Source organism: Staphylococcus microti (assembly GCF_000934465.1).
In the GTDB taxonomy this organism is placed as follows: domain Bacteria; phylum Bacillota; class Bacilli; order Staphylococcales; family Staphylococcaceae; genus Staphylococcus; species Staphylococcus microti.
This window is the reverse complement of record NZ_JXWY01000043.1, coordinates 1-25,704: the sequence shown is the minus strand read 5'-3', so window position 1 is coordinate 25,704 and position 25,704 is coordinate 1. Positions and strand designations below refer to the sequence as shown.

Below are 25,704 nucleotides of genomic sequence, written 5' to 3'. Positions count from 1 at the left end.
ATTTTTGTCGTTATAAATCAAATTGTGTACAAAATGCGTTAATGACATTATCTAAGTCATCCACATTTAAAGAAAAATACAATTTCATTTTAGGTTCAGTGCCTGATGGTCTAACAGCAATAAAGCCTTCTTCAAAAATAAATTTAATGAGTGCAGTTTGTGGTAAGTTGATTTTTTCTTTTTCGCCACTTTGAATGTGTAACACTTCTTGACGTTCATAGTTTTCAATTGATATAGGCGTTAAATTGGCAACTTCAATAGATGTGAGTTGCATAAAATGGTCCATCATTTGATTGATTTTATGTCGTCCTTCTGCACCTACAAATGTTGGTGAGAGGGTGCGATCTTGATAATGGCCATATGTTTGATAAATGTCTATTAATACGTCTTTCAATGTTTTGTTCTCTTGAGCGAGTTGTTCTTTGTACTTAATCATCAAGGCTGCAATTTGTATTGCGTCTTTGTCTCGAGAGAAGTCTTCCACTAAGTAGCCATGGCTTTCTTCATATGCTAATACGAGTTGCTCGTCTTGTGTCGCCATTTGTTTCAGTTGATCTGAAATGTATTTAAAGCCTGTTAACACGTTGATCACTTTAATATTAAGTGATTGTGCAATCTTTTCACTCAATGCACCAGTAACGACAGATTTAATCATATAAGGCTGCTGTTTAGTTGATTGTTCATCATATCGTAATTTGAGTAACAGCAAGCCAATTTCATTACCGTTAAAATAGCGTGTTGTACCATCATCATATCTTTCGACAATACCTAATCTATCAGCGTCCGGATCAGTTGCGATAATTAATTGTGCATCCTCTTTGTCAGCAAGTTGTTTGCTGCGGTCAAAAACATCAGGCATTTCCGGGTTAGCAATTGCCACTGTTGGGAAATCGCCATCGGGTGTTGACTGCGCTTGTTCAATCACGTAGTTCGTATAAGCAAGGTCAGTCAGAATGTTAGATAGTAAAGGTAAGCTTGTCCCATGTAAACTTGTGAGTACGGTCTTAGTTGATGCGGTATCAATCTTACCGACGAGTGTTTTAACGGCATGTTGATATGCCAGTGCTGTTGCTTGGTCTAACGGTTGAATCATCTTTTGTTGTTGCAACGTTTCGAGTGTTTCCGTTTGGATGTTTAATGGATCTTGCACAACATCTATATAGTTACTTAAAGTCAGAGAGGGTGCTGTTAATAGTTGCCCGCCGTCTGAATCATATACTTTAATGCCGTTATAGTTTTTAGGGTTATGACTTGCTGTAATCATAATGCCAGCAGTTGTTTGTAAATGACGCACTGCAAATGAAAGTTCAGGTGTTGATTTGAATGTGTCTGGCAATATCACTTTTACGCCATTAGTGCCGAGTACTTTGGCAATTTCACGCGCGAAGTCTTGAGATAAATGACGTGTGTCAAAGTGAATCACGACGGTAGGGTTTGCAGTCAGTTGTTTCAAGTAGTGTGCAAAGCCTAACGCAAATTTTTGAATCGTAAATTTATTCAAACGACCGGGTCCGATACCAAATGTACTACGAATGCCAGCTGTACCAAAAGCTAAGACGTCTGAAAAGCCTTCTTCAATTTCTGATTCAGTTTGCTTGCGATAAAAAGGTTCAACGAGACTTTCCGTGAGTTTTGCTTCCCATTGGGCTCTCAAAATCGCCACCTCCTTACTTATAAATTCAGTGATTGAATGTAACGTTTAATTTCGTCTTGCATTTCTTCATTTTTTAAAGCATATTCTATCGTTGTTTTCACGAAACCAATTTTTTCGCCGACATCGTAACGCTTGCCTTCAAAGTCATATGCGTACACTTTGTCGTCTTGATTTAAACGTTCAATCGCATCCGTCAATTGAATTTCGCCACCGCTACCTTCTGTTTGTGTTGCTAAATAGTCAAAGATTTTTGGCGATAGCACATATCTGCCCATAATAGCAAGGTTTGATGGCGCTGTACCTTGTGCAGGTTTTTCAACGAATTTTTCAACGTCATATAAGCGGTCATCTTGAGATTGTGGCGCAATAATACCGTAACGATGTGTTTCAGATTCTGGTACGGTTTGTACACCAATGACAGATTTTCCAGTTTTTTCATATTGTGTCATTAATTGTTGAATTGCGGGTGTGTCCGATTCGACAATATCATCGCCGAGAAGCACGGCAAAAGGTTCATTACCGATGAATTGTTTTGCTGTATAAATCGCATCGCCAAGTCCATTTTGTTCTTTCTGTCTGACATAAAAAATATTTGCAAGGTCTGTTGGATATTGGACTTTATCGAGCAACTCTAACTTGCCTTTTTCAAATAATGTTGTTTCTAATTCTTTTTGTGTATCGAAGTGATCTTCAATCGCACGTTTATGTTTACCTGTCACAATAATAATGTCTTCGATGCCTGCTCTTGCAGCTTCTTCGACAATATATTGAATTGTCGGTTTGTCTAATATTGGCAACATTTCTTTAGGCATCGCTTTCGTGGCAGGTAAAAAACGTGTACCTAAACCTGCTGCAGGGATAATTGCTTTTCGTATAGTCACTTTGTTCACCTTTCTTTTAAAACTTTCTTAATGAATGATTCGTATGATTGTCTATATAATCATTGCTGTTCATCATGTATATCATACCACATCATATTGTTTATTGTTATTGTACCAAAATAAGAAGGGTCTATAAGTTATGCTTCCAACTGACGTTCCATTTCGTCAGCAACTTGTTGCACGTGCGTACCAATAATAATTTGTGCAGCGTGTTGCCCACTTTTAAGTGCACCAGCAGCACCTGCAGATTTGATTTTTGCTTCGTCCATTTTCGTGTTGTCAACAAGTTCTAGACGTAAGCGTGTTGCACAGTTTGTAAGTGAAGTAATGTTGTCTTTACCGCCAAGTCCTTCAATAATCGTAGCAGCTGTTTGTGTATATTTGCTTGTTGATGGCGCTGCATTAGAGTCTGAATCAGTTGTTTGTGCTGTTGGAATGTTACTACCACGACCCGGCGTGTTCAAGTTAAACTTAACGATCAGAAAACGGAAAATGCTGTAGTATAGCACGAAGAACACAAGTCCTTGAACAATCAACATTAATGGATGATTCGCGAATGGATTAATCAATGATAATACGAAATCAATAAGGCCAGCGCTGAATGCAAAGCCGGCTGTCCAATGGAAAAGCGCTGCAATGAACAGTGACAATCCTGTCAAAATGGCGTGCACAACATACAATAATGGCGCAACAAACATAAAAACGAATTCGATAGGCTCTGTAATACCTACGATAAACGCTGAGATAGCACCGGCAAACATAATACTGCCAACTTGTTTTTGGTATTTTGTTTGTGCAGTATGGTACATCGCAAGTGCAGCAGCGGGAATACCGAACATCATAATTGGGAAGAACCCTGCCATATAGCGGCCAGTAATACCTTTTGTACCTGTCTGTGATTGGAAGTTTGCGACGTCATTGATACCCGCAATATCAAACCAGAATACGGCGTTTAATGCATGGTGTAAGCCGAGTGGAATCAACAAACGGTTGGCAACACCGTAAATACCTGCACCGATTGCGCCTAAGTCGATAATACTTTTACCGAACATAACAAGTGCGCTGTAGACGAAAGGCCAAATAAACAACAGAATAAAAGCAAAAATCACTGAGAATAAAGCAGTCATGATTGGTACAAGACGTTTACCACTGAAAAAGGCAAAAGCGTCTGGTAGTTCTACAGATGAGAACTTGTTGTAGCAAGAGGCGGCAATTAAGCCGACTGCGATACCAACGAAGACATTCCCAAAGCCGATATTAGTAAAGCCAGCGTTAACCGCTTTTTCGGAAATGCCTAAGTAGACAGCCACATTTTCTGGGTCTAGCAACTTATCAACGACTAAAAAGCCGACAATTGCGGCAAGTGCTGTTGCGCCGTCATTTTTCTTTGCCATACCGATAGCGACACCAATGGCAAACAACAAGCCAAGATTTTCTAGGACGCCCATACCTGCACTAAAGAAAAATGTATAAGCGGCATTTTGTCCTGCTGTGGCAGCGATAATATTCGCAATTGCGACAAGGATCGCAGCAGCTGGTAACACGGCAACTGGTAGCATTAATGAGCGACCAATGCGTTGTAAATAATTGAGCATACAAATTACCTCTCTTTATAAAAAATTTTATGAAGGACATCGTTGCGTGTACTATTATATAATAATGTTTTGCACGATTGAATATGAATTTGGAAGTGTTTCCAAAATTTATAACATTAAATAAAACCTACATCATCACGATATTTAAAAATCCTGCTGATGTAGGTTTTATTGTATTAGTCATTGAGTTTATTTTCAATAAGCCATCCTGAGAAGAGTAGACCGACTGGAATACCAAGAAATGGCGTCATAATCGAACTGGCGAAGAAAGTGATGATTGCCGTAATGGCAACGTTCTTCAAGTTGATTTTCATGTTTAATAGGTCGTTATAAGCACCTATGATGACATCTTTTACACGCATTGTAATCACTCCTTATTAATGAGAATGGTAATGCTTTAACTTAAGTATAGATAACAATATGCAATAAGTCATCCGTCTTGCGGTGGATACTGTCAATGAATAGCTTGTCTAAACATCAAACAGTTAGGCATTGAAACACGACAGTTAGGAAAAATAGATACGTTGGACGTTGAAATTTGCTATATTTTTTGTAAGCGTTTTTACATATTGGTTAGGAGATGATCAGATGACAAATCATAGGCAAGTATTTTCTATTCGTAAGTCTTTATACGGTGCAACGTCGGTTGTTGTTGCAACATGTTTCTTTATGTTGGGAACGGGTGATGCAGAAGCAGACATGGTACAGTCTGAGCATGCAATTCAACAAACAGAAGTAGCAGACAGTGTTGAACAAGCTAAGGCATTCAATGAAACAGCATCACAAGTAGATAATCGTGCTACGTTAGAAGAAGCGCAGAAGCAGATAGTAGTGGATCAGCATGCAAGCGTGAATGATGATGTGCTTGAAGCGAATCAACAACAAGCTAAACCAAAAGAAAGGTCGTTAGAAGTTGAAAAGGATAGCGCTATACAAAATGATAATAGGCACCCAATTGTTACGCCAGAGGAAAGCGTCAAGGTAACGGATGTTAAGCCTACGCCAGTTCTTGCACCGACGGACAAAACAACGGTTGTACCAGTGACACATGGTAAGGAAGCGGCACCTGTTGTGACGGATGCGCCTAATGCAGAAACAGGCGATAAAGAGTCGGTAACGGCACATACTTTACGAAAAGCGGATAATCCTGTTGAAACAGCGAATCCAGAACAACCACTCAACCAACATCCGTTTGTGTTTGTGCATGGATTTATGGGCATGGTTGGAGATGTGGCGCCGAAAGGTATGAACTATTGGGGCGGTACTAAGGCGAATTTACAGGACTATATACGTAATAAAGGGTACGAGATGTACGAGGCAAGTGTGAGCGCAATCGCAAGCAACCATGAACGTGTTGTAGATTTGTATCATTACATTGTCGGTGGGCGTGCGGATTATGGCGCAGCACATGCAGAAAAGTATGGACATGAACGTTATGGTAAGACATATAAAGGCATTTATCCTGACTGGCAACCAGGGAAACCGATTCACTTGATTGGACATAGTATGGGCGGACAAACGATTCGCTTATTGGAACATTATTTACGCAACGGGAATGATGAAGAACGTCTATATCAACAACAGCACGGTGGGACGTTGAGTCCGCTATATCAAGGTGGACAAGATGGCATGATTACGTCGATTACAACGATTGCGACGCCACATAATGGGACACATGCGGCAGACCAACTCGGTAATACACCATTTATCCGTCATTTGTTGTATGGCTTAACACGTACGTTCGGAAATCATCTCGGTACATTAGATTTAGGCATGCATCATTGGGGATTCAAACAGCGAGAAGGGGAGTCACTGATTGATTACGGCAAACGTGTCGCACAAAGCCAATTGTGGGATTCTGAAGATACCGCATTGTATGACCTAACGACGACAGGTGCAGAAAAATTTAACGCACAAACGTCTGTGAATCCAAATATTTATTACAAAACATTCAATGGACAAGCGACGCATAAAACATTGAGTGGTAAGCATATGATAGATTTTGGTATGGCATTTGCGCATGTGCTAACTGGAAATTTAATTGGTGGTGTGATGGATGAAATATGGCGTCCAAATGACGGTTTAGTATCTGTTGTATCCGCACAATATCCGACAGGTGAAGCACATGTAGATGTAACAGCCGACACGCCGCTCCAAAAAGGCGTATGGCAAGTGATGCCGACGATGACCGGATGGGATCATAGCGACTTTATCGGTAATGATACGTTAGACGCGACTCATAATGCAGAGCAGTTAACTGATTTTTATGATGAACTCATCGACTATTTAATGCGTATTGAAGCAGAAAAATAAGACAACACCCATTCACAGACTGGCGTGTACCAGTGTGAATGGGTGTTTGAGTTTAAATCCATTGAACAACGTCTTCAGCAGGACGGCGTGTTTTTTCACGTGTCGGTTCTGCGTCACGATAGCCGAATGCAACCATGACAGATGGCCAGAATTCGTCTGTATCAAGGTAACCTTTATCGGCAAGCACCTTAGCCACGTTTTCATATTGGAAGCCTTCAATCGGACAAGAATCAATGCCTAAAAAAGCTGCGGCAGTCATCATGTTACCGAGTGGGATATAGGTTTGTTTACTTGCCCAATCCCACAAAGCGCGATCGTCTTCGTAAACTTTAAGGTTGTCACGTTGGAAGTTTGTTGTTTTTTCAATCATCGCAGACACCATTTCGTCTGACATATGTCGGATTTCACGAATATGGTATTGGAAATAAGGAGATTCTGGACGCACATTTTTACGCGCCAAAAGAATCACAAAGTGACTTGCTGTATCAAGCTGCCCTTGTGCGCCCCAGCTAATAGGTTTAAGTGCTTGGCGCAATTCAGTATCTTGTACAACGAGGAATTTCCAAGGTTCTAAGCCGAGTGAACTTGGTGATAAACGACCTGTTTCTAAAATTGTCTCAAAGTCTTTGTCATCAATTTTTTTGTTCGGATCAAAACGTTTTGAAGCGAAGCGATAGTTGAACGTGTCTAATAATTGTTGACGTTTGTCAGTCATCATGGAGCACTCCTTTACTTGATAATCTTGTAATATCATTAGTATAGCGAATCACATTATACTTTAAAACCAATCTGATTGGTGGAGATAGATGAGGGTATGAGAGTAAAGAGACAAGTCTAAAGGGGAGGATACTATGAAACAACAATGGTATGAACAATTGCCAATTGAGGGGATTACAACAGTCACACCTGTGCGTGGTGGAGACGTAAATCAGGCATTTCGCGTTGAGACGGCAGAAGAAACATATTTTTTACTCGTACAGCCACAGCGTCCAGCAGATTTTTATAAAGCGGAAATAGCAGGTTTACAAGCATTCGAGCAAGCAGGTATTACGGCACCGAGCGTGATTGCGAATGGTTGTATTGCAGGAGACGCCTACTTACTTTTAAGTTATTTAGAAGAAGGGGGATCAGGAAGTCAGCGAGCGTTAGGCCAACTCGTAGCACAATTACATCAAGTGATGAGTCCGATTGGTCAGTTTGGATTTGAAATACCTTATCAAGGCAGTACAATGTCTTTCGATAATCAATGGCAGACGTCATGGCGTGATTTATTTCTGAATCAACGTATCAAGCCGCTTGTTCAGCGTATTGAAGCAGAAGGGTTGTGGGCAGAACATGATGCTAAACAATTTGAACAAGTGTATAAGCGAATGGATGTCACTTTGCGTCAACATAATAGTGAACCATCGCTATTGCATGGTGATTTATGGGCAGGAAATTATATGTTTTTAATAGATGGGACGCCTGCACTTTTCGATCCCGCACCATTGTATGGCGATCGTGAGTTCGACCTCGGTGCAACAAAAGTATTTGGAGGGTTCTCAGCCGATTTTTATGAAGCGTATCATCAAACATATCCCCTCCAAGCAGGTGCATTTTACCGCATTCAATTTTATGAGTTGTATTTGTTACTCGTCCATCTTGTAAAGTTTGGAACCGTCTATTTAGCATCAGTGAGAGAAAAGATGGGAGATATTATAAATGAAAAAACTTAACTTATTCATACCTATTTTGTGGCTCGGCATGGTTATTTATTTAATGACTGTTTACGGTCAAATACCGAATCAAGTAGGCACGCATTATGACTATCAAGGGATACCAGACCAGTACGGTGCGAAGTCTTTCTTATGGTGTTTGCCACTCATATTTATGCTCATTTGGGGGCTGATTACGTTAGTGATACATTATATCCCCCAACTTGAACGCAACATAAAAGGCAAAAATGACCTATCTACTAAAGCACATGCGAATGAACTGGCAATGACGATGATACTTGTTCAAGTCGGCGCTTGGCTATTGCTTATCACAAATATTTACTATTTAGCACAAGGCAAATCATATATCCCGCCAAAACTCATGATAGGTGTGTTAGTTGTGCTACTCATCTATATACTTGGACTACTTGTGAAACGTATTATATTTGCACGCAAGTAATGAAAAAGGAAAAATTAGCAGTGAAACGATCTATTGCTTAGATTTTTGCACTGCTCATTTTAGTGTTTAAAGATTGATGTGGTGAGTAGAAAAATGATTTTATTTAGTGGTAGCACAGTCTTTACAATAAATTTTTTGCAAGGTTGCCCAGCTTTGTAAATTCGTGATACCTTTTAACTCAGATACTTTGGTTTTAATCATTATCTCATCTTGCTTCGTCAATTTCTTATTGTAATTATTACATTTCAACTCGACTAAAAACATATATGCACGCTCCTATCAATGTCTTCTAGGACCTTATTCATTTTGAAGGTTTTCAATTCTTTTATGCAAATTTGGATGATCAGAAAACAAAACTAATTTGGTATCTTTCAATATCTCCAGTTGTTGTAAAGCGATGAGGGCATGAGTGCCGGCTTCACTGCTTGTATAAGAGCTGCCATAGCGATCACATGCGAGTTCTCTCTTTCTTTTATGAAGAAAATACAAGAGTATAACAATTAAATAAATCACTACAGAGATGATTATATATGCTATTAAGTGGCTCATCGTTTTAAAATCAATAAATCTTGAGATTAGAATTAAAATAATAGGGGTTACCCCATAGCTCAAAGCAAATAAAAATTGGTTCTTAGTTATATCATTGTTTTTGATATGCGCAAGCTCATGATAAATTAAAAAGCGTAGTTCTTCAATTTTCAATTTATCTATTAATACGGGATCAATCACTATACTATTTTTAGTTAGATTTCCTTTTACATATATACCATTGTTAAATAACGATTTTTTAGTATATAGAGTGGTACCTTTTGGAAGTTTTATTGTATCTTCTAGTTCTTTATAGTTCAGCGGTTCTAAGTCCTTAACATTGCTATTAAAAATCGGACGAATTATAAAAGTCGGGATTAATAAAGTAGCAAAAATAAATATTAAACTTTTAGTATTTTCGTCTATATAGGGCGTCTTTATGATATTTATTCTGATGAAAATGACTAGAATGTAGACTATAACAGCTAATAAAACTCTCATAAATAAACTACCTCCTTCTTCGTAAAAAAGAGCTAGGAATTATGTCCCAGCTCTTTAAATTAATCAAGGAATATAAAACTTAATATTCCATTTATTGTTAAAAATAATACTACAGTAAGCACCGAAGATACCACTATCTTCCATGCAATACTAAGATTCGAATTTTTTACAATAAGCGAGCTAGAAAGAACAGAAATAAAAACACTTATACCAGCTAAAATGCTACTTAGGTGTATCATCATAATAAATCCACCTCTTTTTTATTGGTATTTCCAACTATATAACAACATTCTGATTATAAATAAGACCTTTAACTTCTAGAATCGTTTCTCCTGCTAATGAAAGAGCTTTCTTTTAAATGCCCTTTTTCAAAAATATAAAACAATTCAGAGTGTCACTCTTTATATAAACGATTTAAGTACAAATTCATGTTATCAAATGGCTAAAGGGTTGTTATCAATATTGCCTAACTGTTTAGTTTCAGTGCCTAGGTGTTAAGATACGCAGTGAGAAGTGTGATATTACAATAAGTTTCTGTATGTAATATGTTGTGATCTAATATCGTATTATTACACTGTTTGTAAAGTGATTGATTCGTGCACGCAAGTAACAAAAATGCCCTAAGACGATTCGAAAACATGTCTTAGGGCTGATTTGGTTAAATAAGTGAAAAAATCAATGGAAGTACGACAAATAGTACAAGGTAAATCGCTGTAAAAATCCATGACCAACGCTTGTTAAGGTGCATAGTTGAGTGAAGTGTCACACCTAATAACCATGCTGAGATGAATTTTGTAATATCAATGATAGCAAGTGTGTCATTACCAGTATCGAATATATTCAGTGACGTAATACTCACTTGTGTTGGATCAAGTCCAACAATCCATTGTATGATTGCTACGACGAGACCAATTGCATAGATTACAATTGCGCGTAATAAGGTAGCAGCAAAAATACTCTTTGGACGTGTTTCTGACTTGAAAATTTTATCAATAACAAAAAGTAAGAGAAACGTAAAGCCTACTGAAATGAGTGCGCCGAAAAAGACCCCAATTATCATGCCATATTTTGTAAAAGTAGCAATTTGTTCCGCATCTGCGCCTTGAATTGCATCACTTTCTTCGATTAACGCTGAAAAGTCAGTCGCCATAGAAGTAACAAACAAAGTTGCTATTACGAGTACTAAGAAAATAAGCATTTTTAAGCCTATTTTAGGTTCAAAGCGTTGTTGCGCAAAACTCTCAATATGTAGCGGTTTAGAATATTCCATTAATTATACACTCCTTTAAAAGAATAATTTTATTATAGCATTACTCGAAAATTTTTTCTGAAACTATTTGTAATCGTATACAAATGTACGTTATAACTAAATAGAGGGAAAGTGTCTATTGTTTGGGAGGTACCTATTTATATGTTGGGGTTTTTGGAACAATAGTAATAAAAGTTTGAAACAATTATTAGGAGGTTATTCAGTTGAAAAAGCGTACGCTTATTATTTTATCGGTTGTCGGCATTGTGCTGTTATTAGGCATTGCTTTGGCGGTGAAAGCATTCAGTGACGACAAACCGCAGAAGGATGGATATGATACATATGAAGTTAAGGCAGACAAAGCTATCCAGGTGTCTGGAAAGGTCTCACCGCAAACGATTAAAACATATCAAAATAATACGCAACTTGGCGACTTTGTCAGTGTGCAAGTAGAAGATGGGCAATACGTGCAACAAGGAACACCGCTCATTAACTACGCGATTGATGGCACACAACGTCAGTCATTGGTTGATCAAGTGAATCAAGCACAAGCGAATGGTAATCAAAATGAGATTAATAAAGCATGGCAACAGTTGAATCGTTACGATGGGCAAGTGAACAACAGTGTGTATGCAACATTCCCGGGTACAGTATCGCTTAAAAACACAACAAATGTCGGCGATGGCGAACCGATTTTACAATTGATTTCAGATGAGCCAGAAATTAAAACGACTGTATCTGAATATGACTTAGAGAAAATTAAAGTTGGCGATAAAGTGAATGTTAAAGTCAACAGTACAGGTAAGAAAGGCACTGGTAAAATCATTAAAATTAGCCAATTGCCGACAAGTTACGAACAAAATGAGATGTCACAAGCAAGTAGTGCAGGTGGTGTGGGTGCGCAATTAGGTGGTGCCTCAGGTGAAGAAGGCAACACATCATTAACAACAAGTAACCCGATTCAGAACAGTCCATCAGGTGGCAATGCAAATGAAACGTCTAAATATGAAGTGATGGTCGGAAACTTAGATTTCAAAGTACGCAATGGTTATTCAGTAGAAGCGGAAATTCCACAAGATACATTGAAATTGCCGAAAGATGTTTTAACGAAAGATGACCACGTTTATGTAGTAGACAACAAAGGAAAAGCACATAAAGTGAAAGTCACATATGATGAAATGGACGGCACACTTATTGTGAAAACAGGTGTGAAAAAAGGCGATAAACTCATCAAAAAGCCAGATAATAAAGTGAAAGATGGTCAAAAAGTTGAGGTGTCTGAATGATAGAACTTGTAGATGTCAATCGTCACTTTAAAAACGGTAACGAAACCAATCATATATTGAAGGATATTAACTTGCGCATTGAAGCGGGAGAATTTGTTGCGATTATGGGACCGTCTGGTTCAGGTAAAAGTACGTTAATTAATATTCTAGGATTTATCGACAGAGGTTACGATGGCGACTATTTTTTCGGCGGTGCGAACTACAAGACGAAATCAGACAATGCGTTGGCGGAAATTCGGAATGAAACAGTTGGGTTCGTATTTCAGAACTTTAAACTCATTCAAAACAATACGATTATGGAGAATGTAAGTATTCCACTTTTATATGCAGGACTCGGTGTACGTGAGCGTAAGCAACGTGTAATCGATATTTTGCATCAAGTCGGACTTTATGACAAAGAAAGTCTCGTTCCGAACAAATTGTCTGGGGGGCAACAGCAACGTGTGGCGATTGCGCGTGCAATTGTAAACAAACCGAAGTTTATCATTGCCGATGAGCCTACGGGTGCGTTGGACTCTAAAACGTCTCAAGATATTATGGACTTATTTTTACAACTGAACAAAGAACGAGGCACAACGATGATTGTCGTCACACACGATCCAAAAGTGGCGGCACAAGCAGACCGTGTTATTCATATTTTAGACGGTCGGATTCAACGAGAAGAGGTGAACCAACATGAATAACTTTGCGAATATCATTCATGTCTCACTTTTATCGATTATGAAAAATAAACGACGCAATATTTTTACGATGATTGGGATTATTATCGGTATTGCAGCGGTTATCACGATTATGTCACTTGGTAATGGTTTCAAAAAGACAGCGAATGATGAATTCAGCAATGCCGGTGCATCAAAAGGGGCAGCACTTATTGATTTTTATGCAAAAGATGCGAATGCACCGAACAGAGATCCTTTTACAGATGGCGATATTGAGCTTGCACGCCAAGTGAAGGGCGTAAAAGATGCACGTATAAAGGAAGACGATACATTTGGTTTGTCTTCTAAAGCAAGTACACAGAAAAAAGAAACAGAAATTTCCGTTGTGAAAAAGAAATCTTTAGAAAGTCCTGAGCAAGGGGGCGGTTTTACAGAAGATGACAATACAATGGAAAGCCGTGTTGCGACGGTATCAAAAACCGTTGCGGATGAGTTATTTAAAGGCGATCCAATCGGTAAAACAATCTATATTGATGGCATGGGATTTGAAGTGGTAGGAATTGCAAATAACGCACAAATTCAAAATGTCGTCAACATTCCTTCAAAAACGGTCGAACATTACTTGCCACATTTGAAACCAAGTGCGCCGAAATTAGAAATTTTATTTGATGAAAAGCAAAATAAAAAGAAAATTGCCAATGATGTTGCGGATAAACTGAATAAAAATGGTTCAGCAGTAGGATTTGGTGAATATCAATATACGGACTTAGAAGCGTTAATGAAGAGTGTCGGTCAAATTTTTGATTCAATCACATACTTCGTTGCAGCTGTCGCAGGTATCTCACTCTTTATCGCAGGTATCGGTGTAATGAACGTGATGTACATCTCCGTAGCAGAACGTACAGAAGAAATTGCGATTCGTCGAGCTTTCGGTGCGAAGAGTCGTCACATCGAGTTTCAGTTCCTTATCGAAAGTGTCATTCTCTGTCTTATCGGTGGAATCATCGGACTTATTCTCGGTATTTTAATTGCATCATTAGTAGACGCGCTCACACCAAAATACATTACAAGTGCCGTCAGCATAGGCTCTATTTTACTCGCTGTTGGGGTTTCAACCTTTATCGGTGTCGTATTCGGGTGGATTCCAGCCCGTGCCGCATCTAAGAAAGAATTAATTGATATTATTAAATAAAATGAGTGTAAGAGTGAACAGGATGTCATACGTCATATATCTGTTCACTCTTTTCTTTTGATAAAGCACTTTGACACATAATTGTACGCATCACATCTCCCTTTTGATGACGATTGTAGTATAGTTGAAAATAATAGAGGAGATGATGATATGGCAAGGCATGAATATTTTCATCATGTGGAGCATCGCAAGCAGCAGACACACTCGAAATCGACATTATGGCTCTCATTAATACTGACGCTCATATTTACGATTGTAGAGTTTGTTGGAGGACTCGTATCGAATTCCTTAGCGCTACTGTCAGATTCCTTTCACATGTTGAGTGATGTCGCCGCACTCGGCTTGTCGATGATTGCAATTTACTTTGCGAGTCGCCCACCAACAGCACGCTATACGTTTGGATTTTTGCGTCTAGAAATATTGGCCGCCTTTCTCAACGGTTTAGCACTCGTACTCATTTCGTTATGGATTTTTTACGAGGCGATTTTACGCATTATTTACCCGAAAGACATTGATAGTGGTTTAATGCTCGGGGTGGCAACCATTGGCTTAATCGTAAATATCGTACTGACCATCATTCTTGTGCGTTCACTCAAAACGGAAAATAATATTAACATTCAAAGTGCATTGTGGCATTTTATGGGAGACTTATTAAACTCAGTAGGTGTCATTGTTGCCGTGATTTTAATTCATTTAACGGATATTCAGTTGATTGACCCCATTTTAAGTATGATTATTGCGGTCGTCATCATGCGTGGCGGCTACAAAATTATGCGCAATACATGGCGTATTCTAATGGAAGCTGTACCTGAAGGAATGGATATTGATGAAATTATCGAAGCGATGACATCGGTTGATGGTGTATTAGACGTCCACGAGTTTCATTTATGGTCGATTACAACAGAGCATCATTCACTCAGTGCGCATGTTGTGTTAGAAAGTCGAGATAGTGAAGTGGCGTATCAAACGATCAATCGACTTGAGCGGCTATTAAAAGAAAAGTATCACTTATCGCATACGACATTACAAATTGAACATCTTGATGTGAATCATTTAGATGCACAATATTTTGAGCATGTAAGAGCAACACAATAGAAAAAAGGCAGGAATTGGGACACCGTTTTATCGGTTTTCCGGTCCCTGCCTTTTGTGTGCTATCTACCAGTTTTTAGTTTGAATAAGCGATAAAGTAGTGGGTATACGGGTTTAATAAAGTCACCCACTAATTCTTCAACGTAACCGCCGAATCCTTTTTTGAAATCAAGCACGCCATAGTCTTGTGCATCACGTGTAAATACGCCTGAAACGCCGTAAAAATTATAGCGTGACAAGCCATTATTCAATGCGTGGCGAATCATTTCCCACTGCAATGTATAGTTGCCCATGTAACGGTTAAACTCAGGGTTTGAACCACTAAACATATAGACAAGCTCATTTTGATTCTCAAGAAAGATCGCACTTGCGAGATCTAGCATATTGCCGTGTTTAGCTTGTAATGCTTGTGCTTCTGCAAGACGCTTTTTAATACTCTCACAAATAACTTCTTGATCTTTAAGGAGATTACGACGCTTTTTAGACTTCGGTGCTTCATCTACCCCTTGTTGTAAAGTAGCGCGACGTTGTTCAGCTTCTTCTAACTCGACTTGTAACCCTGCCATGTGTTCTTCTAAATCAATGTATGCTAACTTCATCATGCTTGTCGAAGGATACATATCTAAATATTGATACATATAGGATTTGTCAAACATTGAAAAGTTGTGCTTTACTTCTGCCATTTGGTATAAAGCATAGAAGTGATCCATTTCATCGCGTGTCAAGTCACGAACTTTCACACCCATCTCTTGTGATTTTTTAATACTACGAGATGTGTTGTAATCCATCGCCTTTAACAAATCATGTTCGGTTTTACCTGATAGCGGGAGTACTGATAACCAGCGAGCTTGACTGTAAGAACTCACGCCTTGTTGATAGTGCTGAAGTTTATAGCCTAAGTTTTCCATTTGGGCAATCCAATCGTTCTGGTCATATGTTTTGATGACCTTCCCGCTATGATCACGATCAGTTAATTGGATATAGGGATCGACTTGAATAAAAATACAACGGCGACGGCGAAAATAACGTGTTAACGATTCGAAAAAATATTTAACAAGTGCTACATTCTGATAATCCATGACAGGTCCTCTATGGCTGTAAACATAATTAAAAAAACGGAAAACAGACGCACTGGAGAATAATCCCGCCGCAATTACTTGTTCATTGTCATCTTTGACACCAAGCAGGTAACCTCTATTTCCGTGCTGTTGACGATAACGGTAATGTTCGATGTCTTGTGTAAAGTGAACAAAGTGTTGTTGAATAAAATCAACATATTCTTGTTCGCTCAGTTCGGTAAAATACAATTTATACACCCCTTTGAAAATAAAACGTTAAATCATTGAATTACTATTATATTGTAAAGTATTTTTAAGGCGTTGAATAGGTTGTGAGGCATAATTTTAAATATATTTATGAAATAGGTAAATTTGTGAAAGCGTTTCAAAAATGTTAAAATATAGGTGATAGAGATAGGCAATAAGATTCAATGGTTAGCGCCATCATATAGAGCACGTAACAATTGAGGAGGCATTGCTATGTATAATAAAATTCTCGTACCATATGATTTCGGCAACAGCTTTAACAATGTACCAGAACAACTTGTTAAGCTATCACAAGCGGACGAAAAAAGTGAAATTGTCGTTTTTAACGTCGTTTCTGAAACAGAGCTTGCAAACTATGTGCGTTATCAAGGTAAACATTTTGATGACGTTGTGAAAGAAAAAGAAGAAGAACTGCAACCATTCTTAGATAAGCTAGATGAATTGAACTTATCTTATGAAGTGAAATTTGCGACTGGCTCAGCAACAAAAGAAATCGTCGCTGAAATTGAAGAAGGCGGCTATGATGTGGTTGTTATGAGTAACAAACGTTCTGAAATGGACATTAAGCACGTGCTTGGACACGTGACACATAAAATTGCAAAACGCGTTAATATTCCAGTATTAATCGTTAAATAATCAAGAAAGCGCAGTAAGACCTTCGTCGTTGAAGGGATTACTGCGCTTTTATCATGTCTTTTTCTAAACAGCCGTAAAATAACAACATGGTTATATGTTGTATCTTTTGCTGCATAAAGAAGAATAACGTCTTGTTCAGCTGTTTGTACAATGTGTGCCAGTTGTTGATACGCTGCATGCTGTGTCGTATTCTGTTGTAATTCTGCGATGTACGCCTCTTTAAATGTCTCAAATCTTTGTGGCTCATGATGAAACCATTTTCGCAATGCGGTTGTGGGTCCCACTTCTTTCAGCCATATATTCAGCTGCGCATCAGCTTTGGACACCCCGCGCGGCCATACACGATCGACTAGAATACGTAAGCCATCTGGTTGCTGTTTATCATAAATACGCGCAAGTTTTAGTGCCATTTAAAAGCCTCCATATCTAAAAAATAATGTGTATCATACTTTTATTATAGGATAATTGATATACAATAGTCTCAAGTGAGGTGGACGAGATGGATATTAAACAAATGACATATTTTGTAGAAGTTGTAAAACAAGGCGGTATGACGCGTGCTGCACAGACGCTATATATTGCACAACCAACGATTAGTAAAGCAATTAAAGAACTAGAAGCCGAGTTGGGTGAACCGCTTTTTGATCGTACGAAACGGCAATTGAGCTTAACTGACGTTGGGCGCGTCTTTTATGATAAGGCAGCAGAAATTTTATTGCTGTATCGCAATTTACCGAATGAGATACAAAGCATCGTCGGTGTTGAAACGGGACATATTACGATTGGCTTATCGGCGATTATGGATATGGCACGTTTTACGAAAGTTTTAGGCCTTTTTCATCAGCAATACCCAAATGTGACGTTCAGTTTGATTGAAAATGGGGGCAAGACGATCGAAGCACAAATACATAATGGTGACATTAACTTAGGTGTGACGTCGTTACCGGTGGATAGCACACGCTTTGATGCATTTCCGCTGTATGATGAGCGCTTTGAAGTCATTATGCATCACTCACATCGCTTGGCACATAAAGAGAAAATCTCGCTATTAGAATTGCAAAATGAGGACTTTATTTTATTCAATGAAGATTTTTACTTGAATGACCGCATTATTGAAGCGTCACGCAAAGCCGGTTTTGTACCAAATATTGTGTCACGTATTTCACAATGGCATTTTATTGAACATTTACTGACGGCGAAGATGGGGATTAGCATTTTGCCGGAGACGATTGGTCGTATTATTCGCCAAAATGAGGATATTCGTGTGATTGAATTGCAAGATGAAACATTGCATTGGGAGATGGGGGTAATCTGGAAGAAAGATACGCCGCTTAATCATGCGACGGAGACGTTTTTAGACTATGTCAATATTCATCTACCTTTAACAAAAGCCACAAATACAGACGACCTATAACTAAAAGTAATAGGTTATATGAAAAAGCTGTATTTTTATAATGAGTCGATAGAAGCTATAATATAGCTATCGAAACGAAGAGAGGTGAGTAGGATGACAGCGATGAAGTACTTAAATGTGATATGGCAAATTTCCCTGATTTACGGTATCACGCGCTTAGGTAGCTGGATTCAATCATTTTTCCATGTTCCGTTAGCAGGTAGCATTGTAGGACTGATTTTGTTCTATACGTTATTGCAACTTAAAATTGTTCGTGTAACATGGGTCAAAGATGGTGCAAACTTCCTACTCGCAACAATGGTCTTTTTCTTCGTTCCATCTGTGATAGGTGTGATGGATGTCATTACCGAGATAGATATGAACTTTGTTGTCTTTTTCGCATTAGTTGTCGTTGGTACATTGCTCGTCGCATTAACTTCAGGATTAGTGGCTGAAAAAATGGTGATGGGCAAAGTATTCCATAAAGGATCACATAGACATATATGACAACTTTGCAGACCATTACAATGATTGCGCTCACTATTGTAATGTATATCATTGCGAAACAGCTATACAACAAGTTCAAAACGCCAATATTGAACCCCGCATTGGTAGCGTCTCTCGGTGTGATAGCAATACTCCTTCTATTCCATATAGACTATCATACCTACATGGTTGGCGGTAAATGGATTAATCATTTGCTGAGCTCTACCGTGGTATGCCTGGCATATCCATTGTATGTAAACAGACATAAGATTGTTAAAAACTTTAAAATTATCTTTATGAGTGTGATAACAGCAGTTGTGTTGAATTTTTCCCTGATTTTCTTCTCTCTTAAACTGCTCGGTTATCACCGTGATGAAATTGTGACATTGTTACCCCGCTCTATTACAGCGGCAGTCGGTGTCCAAGTATCACATCAACTTGGCGGTGAAGACACGATGACGATCATGTTTATCATCGCAACAGGATTACTAGGAAGTATGCTAGGTGCCTTATTAATCCGTATGACGCGTTTCGAGTCAGCCATTGCGCGTGGTATGACTTTTGGTAACGCCTCTCATGCCTTTGGGACTGCCCGAGCCCTAGAGATGGATTTAGAGTCAGGCGCATTTAGCTCGATTGGTATGATTTTATCAGCTGTATTGAGTTCCATCATGCTTCCAGTATTATTGATGTTATTTTATTAACCCTATAACCAACCCAAGTATCAACGTCATGGCAATCCCCCAAGTTGCCGTGGCGTTTTTGTTTTGTGAAAAATGAAGAGAGCGGGACGACGAAAACTTTTTGTCCCTCTCTACGACCCTCTTTCTGAATGGTAAAATTCAATCTTCTTTATCGGAACTTAATATAAATAAGACAAAGAAAGTAAAAGGAATTATGCCGAATGTTCTAGTGGCAATATGATAATTACCTGTTATTTCTGGCAAAATAAAATAACATAGTGCAGTAACGATTAATAGTATTAAGTAAACCTTTCTTTTTCGTTTCATGAATTAAAGCCCCCAATAAATACGCTTGCTATAATATCAGCTACTTGATGATTCAATTCATTTTGTTCTAAATATGCAGTGATACCGTTAGATATATTTTCTGCAAAGCTATGTAAAAAGTACTGTTAACATAGAAGTTGTAGCAGTCATTTAGTCATTCTCGTAAAGCCCTATTTGTAAACAGCATAACATATTGTATGTAATGAATTTTGTTAAATATAGTACATGGAAAAATTTGGAATTTCATAAACAGATTAATTAAGTAGAGGTACTAACTTGGGGTTATATTATTCATCGTGAACGCATTGTATTCAAGCTATCTTTATTTTTTAACTTACTTATATCTAGGTATTTGTTACACCGCTTTATGCAGTTTTATGGTAAGATAAGCGTGCAAAATGACGCTAACGGAGGTGTGTTGTCAATATGAGTGTGTGGATGATTCTATTGGCGATTGCAGTAGTAGTCAGTTGGGTAATTGCCATTCGTACACTAATTAAAGAACAGCAAGGCAATAAAGCAACGAACACGATGATTGTAGCTGCCGTGTTAACGACATTATTTGTAATGCTGCTATTTTTAGGACGAGGCTAATACCATACGAGTGTAAAGCGTGAGATGGGACACAATGATGTTATGCATCAATATGTCTAATGTCACGCTTTTTCTATGTTAAAAGTAAACGATATTTTTCAAAAAATATATATAAAATTCAATTGATAATTGCAACTAAAGGTGCTAAAATTTTATTGATAATGATTTTCAATTGCATTGTCGTTATCATTGCTTTTTTAAAAAGGAGACAGAGTGATGCGTTATTTAATGAATGGTTATGTGTTGTTTGCAGTACTCTGTGTTCTGACTGTGTGTTCTTTGTTTATTGGTGTGAGTAGTGTGCCAATTCATGCACTCTTTTCACTCGATGAGCATCAGCTTAATATTTTGTTCGCAAGTCGTATACCAAGGACGGTCAGCATTTTAATATCGGGAAGTACGTTAGCACTTGCAGGTTTGATTATGCAACAAATGATGCAAAACAAGTTCGTCAGCCCGACAACAGCTGGGACGATGGAATGGGCGAAACTTGGGATTCTTATCTCATTGCTCTTCTTCCCATCACAGCACATCCTTGTAAAACTTGTTTTTGCAGTTGCTTGTAGTCTTGCTGGAACATTTCTGTTTGTTCAAATGATTCAGCGTATCAAGTTCAAAGACGTGATTTTCGTACCATTAATCGGGATTATGTTGGGTGGCATTGTTTCAAGCTTCTCAACGTTTCTTGCATTACGTACGAACGCTGTTCAAAGTTTAGGCAACTGGTTAAATGGTAACTTTGCCATTATCACAAGTGGACGTTACGAGATTTTGTATTTAAGTGTTCCGCTTTTGATATTGACATACATTTTTGCCAATCAATTTACCATTGCCGGCATGGGACGAGACTTTAGTAAAAACTTAGGTCTGAACTACGAACTGATTATGAACATTGGCTTGTTTATTACAGCGACGATTACAGCGCTTGTTGTCGTAACGGTTGGGACATTGCCGTTCTTAGGTTTAATTGTGCCTAACATCGTGTCCATTTTCCGTGGTGATCACTTGAAACATGCGTTGCCACATACAGCGTTACTCGGTGCGATTTTCGTGATGTTCTCAGATATTTTAGGACGTGTAATTGTGTATCCATACGAGATTAATATTGGCTTAACGATTGGTGTCTTCGGAACATTAATCTTTATCGTCATGCTAGTAAGGGGGCGACGTCATTATGTCCAATAAACCTTTACAAAAGTTACTCATCTTAGGTGGCGTAACGATTATTTTAGCTGCGATGTATCTTTTAATCGGTATTGATTTTGAGATTTTTGAATATCAAATCATGAGTCGATTAAGAAAGTTCATATTAATCATACTCGTAGGGGCAGCGATTGCGGCTTCGACTGTCGTATTCCAAGCGATTACAGTGAACCGCTTATTAACACCATCCATTATGGGCTTAGATGCCGTGTATCTGTTCAGTAAAGTGTTGATATTGTTTGTATTTGGGACAAGTTCTATATTCATCACAAACTTTTACTTAAACTTTACAATATCTCTCGTGGCGATGATTGTTTTTGCATTATTGCTATTTGAAGGGATTTTCAGAGTTGGTCAGTTTTCGGTGTATTTTATCTTATTAATCGGTGTCATACTCGGGACGTTTTTCAGAAGTCTTACAGGCTTTTTAGAACTACTGATTAATCCGGAAGATTTCTTAGTTGTACAAAGTGCAATGTTTGCAAACTTTGACGCATCGAACCCACGATTAGTCACAATATGTGGTGTGATACTCGTCATTTTACTTGTCATTACAATATGGATGATGCCGTATATGGATGTCTTGTTGCTAGGTCGTGCACAAGCAATCAACCTGGGTATTCATTACAATCAATTAACGCGCTTTTTACTGATTGTTGTTGCGTTAATGGTAGCCATTGCGACGTCGTTAGTTGGACCGATTACATTTTTAGGTTTATTGACGGTGAACTTGGCACATGAGTTGATGAAAACATTTGAACACAAATATATGTTGCCAGCAACGATGTGTATTAGCTGGATCAGTTTATTTTTAGCACAGTGGATCGTAGAGAATCTCTTTGAAGCAACGACACAAGTGAGTATCTTGATTAACTTAATTGGTGGTATTTACTTTATTTACTTATTGATGAGAAGGAGGACGACAGCATGATCCGTATTCGCGGGTTAAACCAATCAATTGATAACAAACAGATTTTGACGGATATCAATGTTGATGTTCAAAAGGGACGACTTACCTCACTCATCGGACCGAATGGCGCAGGGAAAAGTACCTTGTTGTCAGCAATTAGTCGGTTGAACGATTATGATTCAGGCGATATTCAAATCGAAGGGCGACGCATAGAAGACTACAATAGTAGCGACTTAGCGAAGCAACTGTCTATTTTGAAACAAACGAATCATACAGAATTAAATATCACAGTAGAACAACTTGTGAACTTTGGACGCTTCCCTTATTCTAAAGGCTATTTGAAAAAGGAAGACAAAGAGAAAGTCAATGAAGCGATTTCACTGCTCAAGCTTGACGATATTCGTCACCGTTATTTAAAAACATTGTCTGGTGGTCAACGCCAACGTGCTTATATTGCGATGACGATTGCCCAAGACACGGATTATATTTTGCTCGATGAACCGTTGAATAACTTGGATATGAAACATTCCGTTCAAATTATGCAAACATTACGTGAGTTAGCTGCTTTTCATAACAAAACGATTATCGTGGTGTTACATGATATTAACTTTGCGTCTGTCTATTCAGATGACATTGTGGCGTTGAAAGACGGTAAACTCGTCAAAGCGTCAGACAAACGAGATGTCATTAATTCGACCGTGTTGAGAGAGCTTTATGAAATGGATGTTAAAATCGAAACGATTCGTGGGCAACAAATATGTATTTACTTTGATGAAATACCTTGTATGTATCATCAGATTCAAAATAAAACATTTACTGGAGCAACAGGAGGAAAATAATGAAAAAGTTAGGATTATTAGTCGTTTTAGCAATGATGCTAGTATTAGCAGCTTGTGGTAACAGCAGTGACAGCGATAAAAAGTCAGAAAGCAAAGACAGCGGCGAACCAAAAACAGTTGAAGTGAAAAACAACTTTACACTTGCAGGTGAAGCAAAAGACGGTAGCGAAGACAAAGAATACAAAGATACAGTTAAAGTACCAGTGAACCCTAAAAAAGCGGTTGTATTCGACTACGGTACATTAGACACAATGAAAGAACTTGGTTTAGAAAGCAAAGTTGCAGCATTACCTAAAGGTGAAGATGGTTCATCATTACCTGATTTCTTATCAGAATACAAAGCAGACAAATATGAAAATACAGGTAGCTTGAAAGAAGTAAACTACGACGCTGTTGCGAAAGTAAAACCAGATGTCATTTATTTATCAGCACGTACAGCTAACCAACAAGTGATGGATGAATTGAAAAAAGCAGCCCCTAAAGCAGCTATTGTATACATGGGTGCAAACTACGATAACTACGTAGATTCAATGAAAATGAACGCTGAAACACTTGGTAAAATCTATGACAAAGCTGACGATGTGAAAAAGCTTAACGAAGACATGGACAAAAAAATTGCTGATATGAAAGCAAAAACAAAAGACTTAGACAAAAAAGCAATGTACTTATTAGTAAATGAAGGCGAATTATCAACATACGGTGCTGGAGATCGTTTCGGTAGCTTTGTATACGATACATTAGGCTTCAAACCAGCTGATGACAACGTAAAATCAAGTGGTCATGGTCAAAACGTTACAAATGAATATGTGAGTGAGAAAAACCCAGATATTATCTTTGCGATGGACCGCGGACAAGCAATTGGTGGTAAATCAACTGCGAAACAAGTACTTGGTAACGATGTAATTAAAGACGTTAATGCAATTAAAAAAGGTGAAGTTGTAGAAGTAGATCCGAAGTTATGGTACTTTGCATCTGGTTCTGTAACAACAACAATGAAACAAATTGACGAACTTGAAAAAGGTTTAAAATTAGATAAGTAAGATTCAAAAAAGGCGAGAGCATCATTGTTCTTGCCTTTTTGTTATTCATTTGATGGCTATCTTATATGCGTTAAGTATATGAAGAGAGCAATGATGTCAAATTTGTTATAATGTGGGTAATTGAAGAAGATGAGAGTGGGAGACAAATGGTAAAAGCTTTAATCTTAACAGATGGTCAACCTTATACGAAACGTTATGTCGAGACATTAATAGCAGAAGGACATGAAGTGTATGTTCAAGTCGCACCAGGTGTCACACAAACGACAACAGGCATATCTCAAACAATCGACTTATTTGACTTGGCAGATGTGCAACAAGCAATGGCACAGATGGACTTTGTTGCGATTATTGGCGAGCCGATACGTTCTTACACGGCATTGACACAAGCAAACGAACATGATCGTGCACAATTAGTATATGAAAACATCGCCGTGGCGCTTCAACAATCAAATGTTGCACAGGTGCTCGTTATTCAAGCAAAACCATCATCTATATTGATGGAAACATTTAACGCATATGGCATATCCGTATCGTATGAAAAACGCCAAACAACGCGTTGGCAACGTGGGAAACATGTGTTAGCACACGTGGCACAAGACGTGCATTCTGTACGTTCTATTCAATCGCTGAATATTCCTAAAGGCATTACAATGGAAGGAGCACTGTCGTTGTATGGTCGCTTTTTAAAAACATTGCACGGGCGTCTTGTTAATGGCGTATACGATGGTGAATACTTTACCATTGTATTAAAGCCGTTCAACATACCATTGATTAAGATGCAACATGCTAAGCACAGTGAACGTACGACAGGTGTGATTATGGATATTACAGGTGGCTTGTTAGTCGGTGCAAGTGCACGCCAACCACGTTTTGAAATACGACGACTCGGTAAAGATACGACACAATGTATGATTGGTTTGCATGACTTTGTACCGAGCATGCCATGGGGGATGTATCGCCTGATACAAGCACCTTTACATGTTGCCGTTTCACATATGTTCCGTAAATATTGGGAAAAGTTCTAAATAAAAAGCATGAAAACTAAGACTAAGTGTAAAGTGGACCCCATGTCAAGGACACTTAAAAAAAAGACCATTAACTAAATAATTAACTCCCACTATGATGGTGTCATAGGAGGAGTTAAGGCAATGTGAGCCTGTACTC

The 25,704-nt window shown here is 38.3% G+C and carries 26 protein-coding genes; 17 read left to right on the top strand and 9 right to left on the bottom strand.

Annotated features, from left to right (window positions below):
- Positions 1-10 precede the first annotated feature (10 nt).
- The 4 genes from TP70_RS07695 to TP70_RS07680 all read right to left on the bottom strand — a co-directional run bounded on the left by TP70_RS07695 (position 11) and on the right by TP70_RS07680 (position 4,492).
- The gene (locus tag TP70_RS07695) at positions 11-1,654 is read right to left on the bottom strand and encodes a phospho-sugar mutase (protein ID WP_044360758.1); all 1,644 of its coding nucleotides are present in this window, start codon (positions 1,652-1,654) and stop codon (positions 11-13) included.
- A gap of 17 nt (positions 1,655-1,671) precedes the next feature.
- Positions 1,672-2,535 (bottom strand): UTP--glucose-1-phosphate uridylyltransferase GalU, encoded by an 864-nt coding sequence (gene galU / locus TP70_RS07690; protein ID WP_044360757.1) that lies wholly within the window; start codon positions 2,533-2,535, stop codon positions 1,672-1,674.
- Between the two features lie 137 nt (positions 2,536-2,672).
- A complete protein-coding gene (gene nagE, locus TP70_RS07685) occupies positions 2,673-4,130 on the bottom strand; it encodes an N-acetylglucosamine-specific PTS transporter subunit IIBC (RefSeq protein ID WP_044360756.1) in 1,458 nt (485 codons plus the stop codon).
- 176 nt (positions 4,131-4,306) lie between these two features.
- Positions 4,307-4,492 (bottom strand): VraH family peptide resistance protein, encoded by a 186-nt coding sequence (locus tag TP70_RS07680; protein WP_044360755.1) that lies wholly within the window; start codon positions 4,490-4,492, stop codon positions 4,307-4,309.
- Between the two features lie 226 nt (positions 4,493-4,718).
- Here TP70_RS07680 and lip point away from each other — a divergent pair, with 226 nt between their 5' ends.
- Complete coding sequence (gene lip, locus TP70_RS07675; protein ID WP_044360754.1) at positions 4,719-6,443, top strand: YSIRK-targeted triacylglycerol lipase; 1,725 nt, start codon at positions 4,719-4,721, stop codon at positions 6,441-6,443.
- A gap of 52 nt (positions 6,444-6,495) precedes the next feature.
- On the opposite strand, the gene TP70_RS07670 is transcribed toward lip, so the two are convergent.
- Positions 6,496-7,158 (bottom strand): NAD(P)H-dependent oxidoreductase, encoded by a 663-nt coding sequence (locus tag TP70_RS07670; protein WP_044360752.1) that lies wholly within the window; start codon positions 7,156-7,158, stop codon positions 6,496-6,498.
- A 136-nt stretch (positions 7,159-7,294) separates the two neighbouring features.
- Between TP70_RS07670 and TP70_RS07665 the strand changes: the two genes are divergently transcribed.
- Positions 7,295-8,158 (top strand): fructosamine kinase family protein, encoded by an 864-nt coding sequence (locus TP70_RS07665; protein ID WP_044360750.1) that lies wholly within the window; start codon positions 7,295-7,297, stop codon positions 8,156-8,158.
- Entirely contained in the window at positions 8,145-8,597 is a 453-nt protein-coding gene (locus tag TP70_RS07660) for a DUF1648 domain-containing protein (protein WP_052502893.1), read from the top strand. The genes TP70_RS07665 and TP70_RS07660 overlap by 14 nt, the downstream gene beginning before the upstream one ends.
- Before the next feature lie 297 nt (positions 8,598-8,894).
- Here the strand turns inward: TP70_RS07660 and TP70_RS07655 are convergent, their stop codons facing one another.
- Positions 8,895-9,626, bottom strand: a complete 732-nt coding sequence (locus TP70_RS07655; RefSeq protein WP_044360749.1) for a M48 family metallopeptidase — start codon at positions 9,624-9,626, stop codon at positions 8,895-8,897.
- 658 nt (positions 9,627-10,284) lie between these two features.
- Positions 10,285-10,896 carry a YIP1 family protein gene (locus tag TP70_RS07645; protein ID WP_044360746.1) on the bottom strand — a complete coding sequence of 204 codons (612 nt, stop codon included), beginning with the start codon at positions 10,894-10,896 and terminating at the stop codon, positions 10,285-10,287.
- Positions 10,897-11,099: 203 nt separating this feature from the next.
- Between TP70_RS07645 and TP70_RS07640 the strand changes: the two genes are divergently transcribed.
- From TP70_RS07640 to TP70_RS07625, 4 genes are all read left to right on the top strand, one after another.
- The gene (locus TP70_RS07640; protein WP_044360744.1) at positions 11,100-12,161 is read left to right on the top strand and encodes an efflux RND transporter periplasmic adaptor subunit; all 1,062 of its coding nucleotides are present in this window, start codon (positions 11,100-11,102) and stop codon (positions 12,159-12,161) included.
- Positions 12,158-12,844 (top strand): ABC transporter ATP-binding protein, encoded by a 687-nt coding sequence (locus tag TP70_RS07635; RefSeq protein ID WP_044360742.1) that lies wholly within the window; start codon positions 12,158-12,160, stop codon positions 12,842-12,844. Before TP70_RS07640 ends, TP70_RS07635 begins: the two co-directional genes overlap by 4 nt.
- Positions 12,837-14,012, top strand: a complete 1,176-nt coding sequence (locus TP70_RS07630; protein ID WP_044360741.1) for an ABC transporter permease — start codon at positions 12,837-12,839, stop codon at positions 14,010-14,012. Before TP70_RS07635 ends, TP70_RS07630 begins: the two co-directional genes overlap by 8 nt.
- A gap of 150 nt (positions 14,013-14,162) precedes the next feature.
- Positions 14,163-15,107: a cation diffusion facilitator family transporter gene (locus tag TP70_RS07625; RefSeq protein WP_044360740.1), complete on the top strand. Its 945-nt coding sequence runs from the start codon at positions 14,163-14,165 to the stop codon at positions 15,105-15,107.
- Positions 15,108-15,166: 59 nt separating this feature from the next.
- Here TP70_RS07625 and TP70_RS07620 read toward each other — a convergent pair whose 3' ends face one another.
- Positions 15,167-16,411, bottom strand: a complete 1,245-nt coding sequence (locus TP70_RS07620; protein WP_044360739.1) for an aminoacyltransferase — start codon at positions 16,409-16,411, stop codon at positions 15,167-15,169.
- 231 nt (positions 16,412-16,642) lie between these two features.
- Between TP70_RS07620 and TP70_RS07615 the strand changes: the two genes are divergently transcribed.
- The gene (locus TP70_RS07615) at positions 16,643-17,065 is read left to right on the top strand and encodes a universal stress protein (RefSeq protein ID WP_044360738.1); all 423 of its coding nucleotides are present in this window, start codon (positions 16,643-16,645) and stop codon (positions 17,063-17,065) included.
- Here TP70_RS07615 and TP70_RS12950 read toward each other — a convergent pair.
- Entirely contained in the window at positions 16,948-17,475 is a 528-nt protein-coding gene (locus TP70_RS12950) for a DUF488 domain-containing protein (RefSeq protein WP_142382263.1), read from the bottom strand. The genes TP70_RS07615 and TP70_RS12950 overlap by 118 nt on opposite strands.
- 89 nt (positions 17,476-17,564) lie before the next feature.
- Here TP70_RS12950 and cidR point away from each other — a divergent pair, with 89 nt between their 5' ends.
- From cidR to TP70_RS07575, 9 genes are all read left to right on the top strand, one after another.
- Positions 17,565-18,479, top strand: a complete 915-nt coding sequence (cidR, locus tag TP70_RS07610) for a cidABC operon transcriptional activator CidR (protein WP_044360737.1) — start codon at positions 17,565-17,567, stop codon at positions 18,477-18,479.
- A 93-nt stretch (positions 18,480-18,572) separates the two neighbouring features.
- Entirely contained in the window at positions 18,573-18,965 is a 393-nt protein-coding gene (locus tag TP70_RS07605; RefSeq protein ID WP_044360736.1) for a CidA/LrgA family protein, read from the top strand.
- Complete coding sequence (locus tag TP70_RS07600) at positions 18,962-19,648, top strand: LrgB family protein (protein WP_044360734.1); 687 nt, start codon at positions 18,962-18,964, stop codon at positions 19,646-19,648. The genes TP70_RS07605 and TP70_RS07600 overlap by 4 nt, the downstream gene beginning before the upstream one ends.
- 732 nt (positions 19,649-20,380) lie before the next feature.
- Positions 20,381-20,548, top strand: coding sequence for a hypothetical protein (locus tag TP70_RS12255; protein WP_156962266.1), 168 nt, complete (start codon positions 20,381-20,383; stop codon positions 20,546-20,548).
- Positions 20,549-20,764: 216 nt separating this feature from the next.
- A complete protein-coding gene (locus tag TP70_RS07595) occupies positions 20,765-21,733 on the top strand; it encodes an ABC transporter permease (protein ID WP_044360732.1) in 969 nt (322 codons plus the stop codon).
- 52 nt (positions 21,734-21,785) lie between these two features.
- The gene (locus tag TP70_RS07590) at positions 21,786-22,682 is read left to right on the top strand and encodes an iron chelate uptake ABC transporter family permease subunit (RefSeq protein WP_411914113.1); all 897 of its coding nucleotides are present in this window, start codon (positions 21,786-21,788) and stop codon (positions 22,680-22,682) included.
- Positions 22,679-23,500 carry an iron ABC transporter ATP-binding protein gene (locus TP70_RS07585; RefSeq protein WP_044360728.1) on the top strand — a complete coding sequence of 274 codons (822 nt, stop codon included), beginning with the start codon at positions 22,679-22,681 and terminating at the stop codon, positions 23,498-23,500. The genes TP70_RS07590 and TP70_RS07585 overlap by 4 nt, the downstream gene beginning before the upstream one ends.
- Positions 23,500-24,540, top strand: a complete 1,041-nt coding sequence (locus tag TP70_RS07580) for a ferrated catecholamine ABC transporter substrate-binding lipoprotein SstD (RefSeq protein ID WP_044360727.1) — start codon at positions 23,500-23,502, stop codon at positions 24,538-24,540. Before TP70_RS07585 ends, TP70_RS07580 begins: the two co-directional genes overlap by 1 nt.
- Before the next feature lie 110 nt (positions 24,541-24,650).
- Entirely contained in the window at positions 24,651-25,565 is a 915-nt protein-coding gene (locus TP70_RS07575; RefSeq protein ID WP_240626947.1) for a hypothetical protein, read from the top strand.
- Positions 25,566-25,704 lie beyond the last annotated feature (139 nt).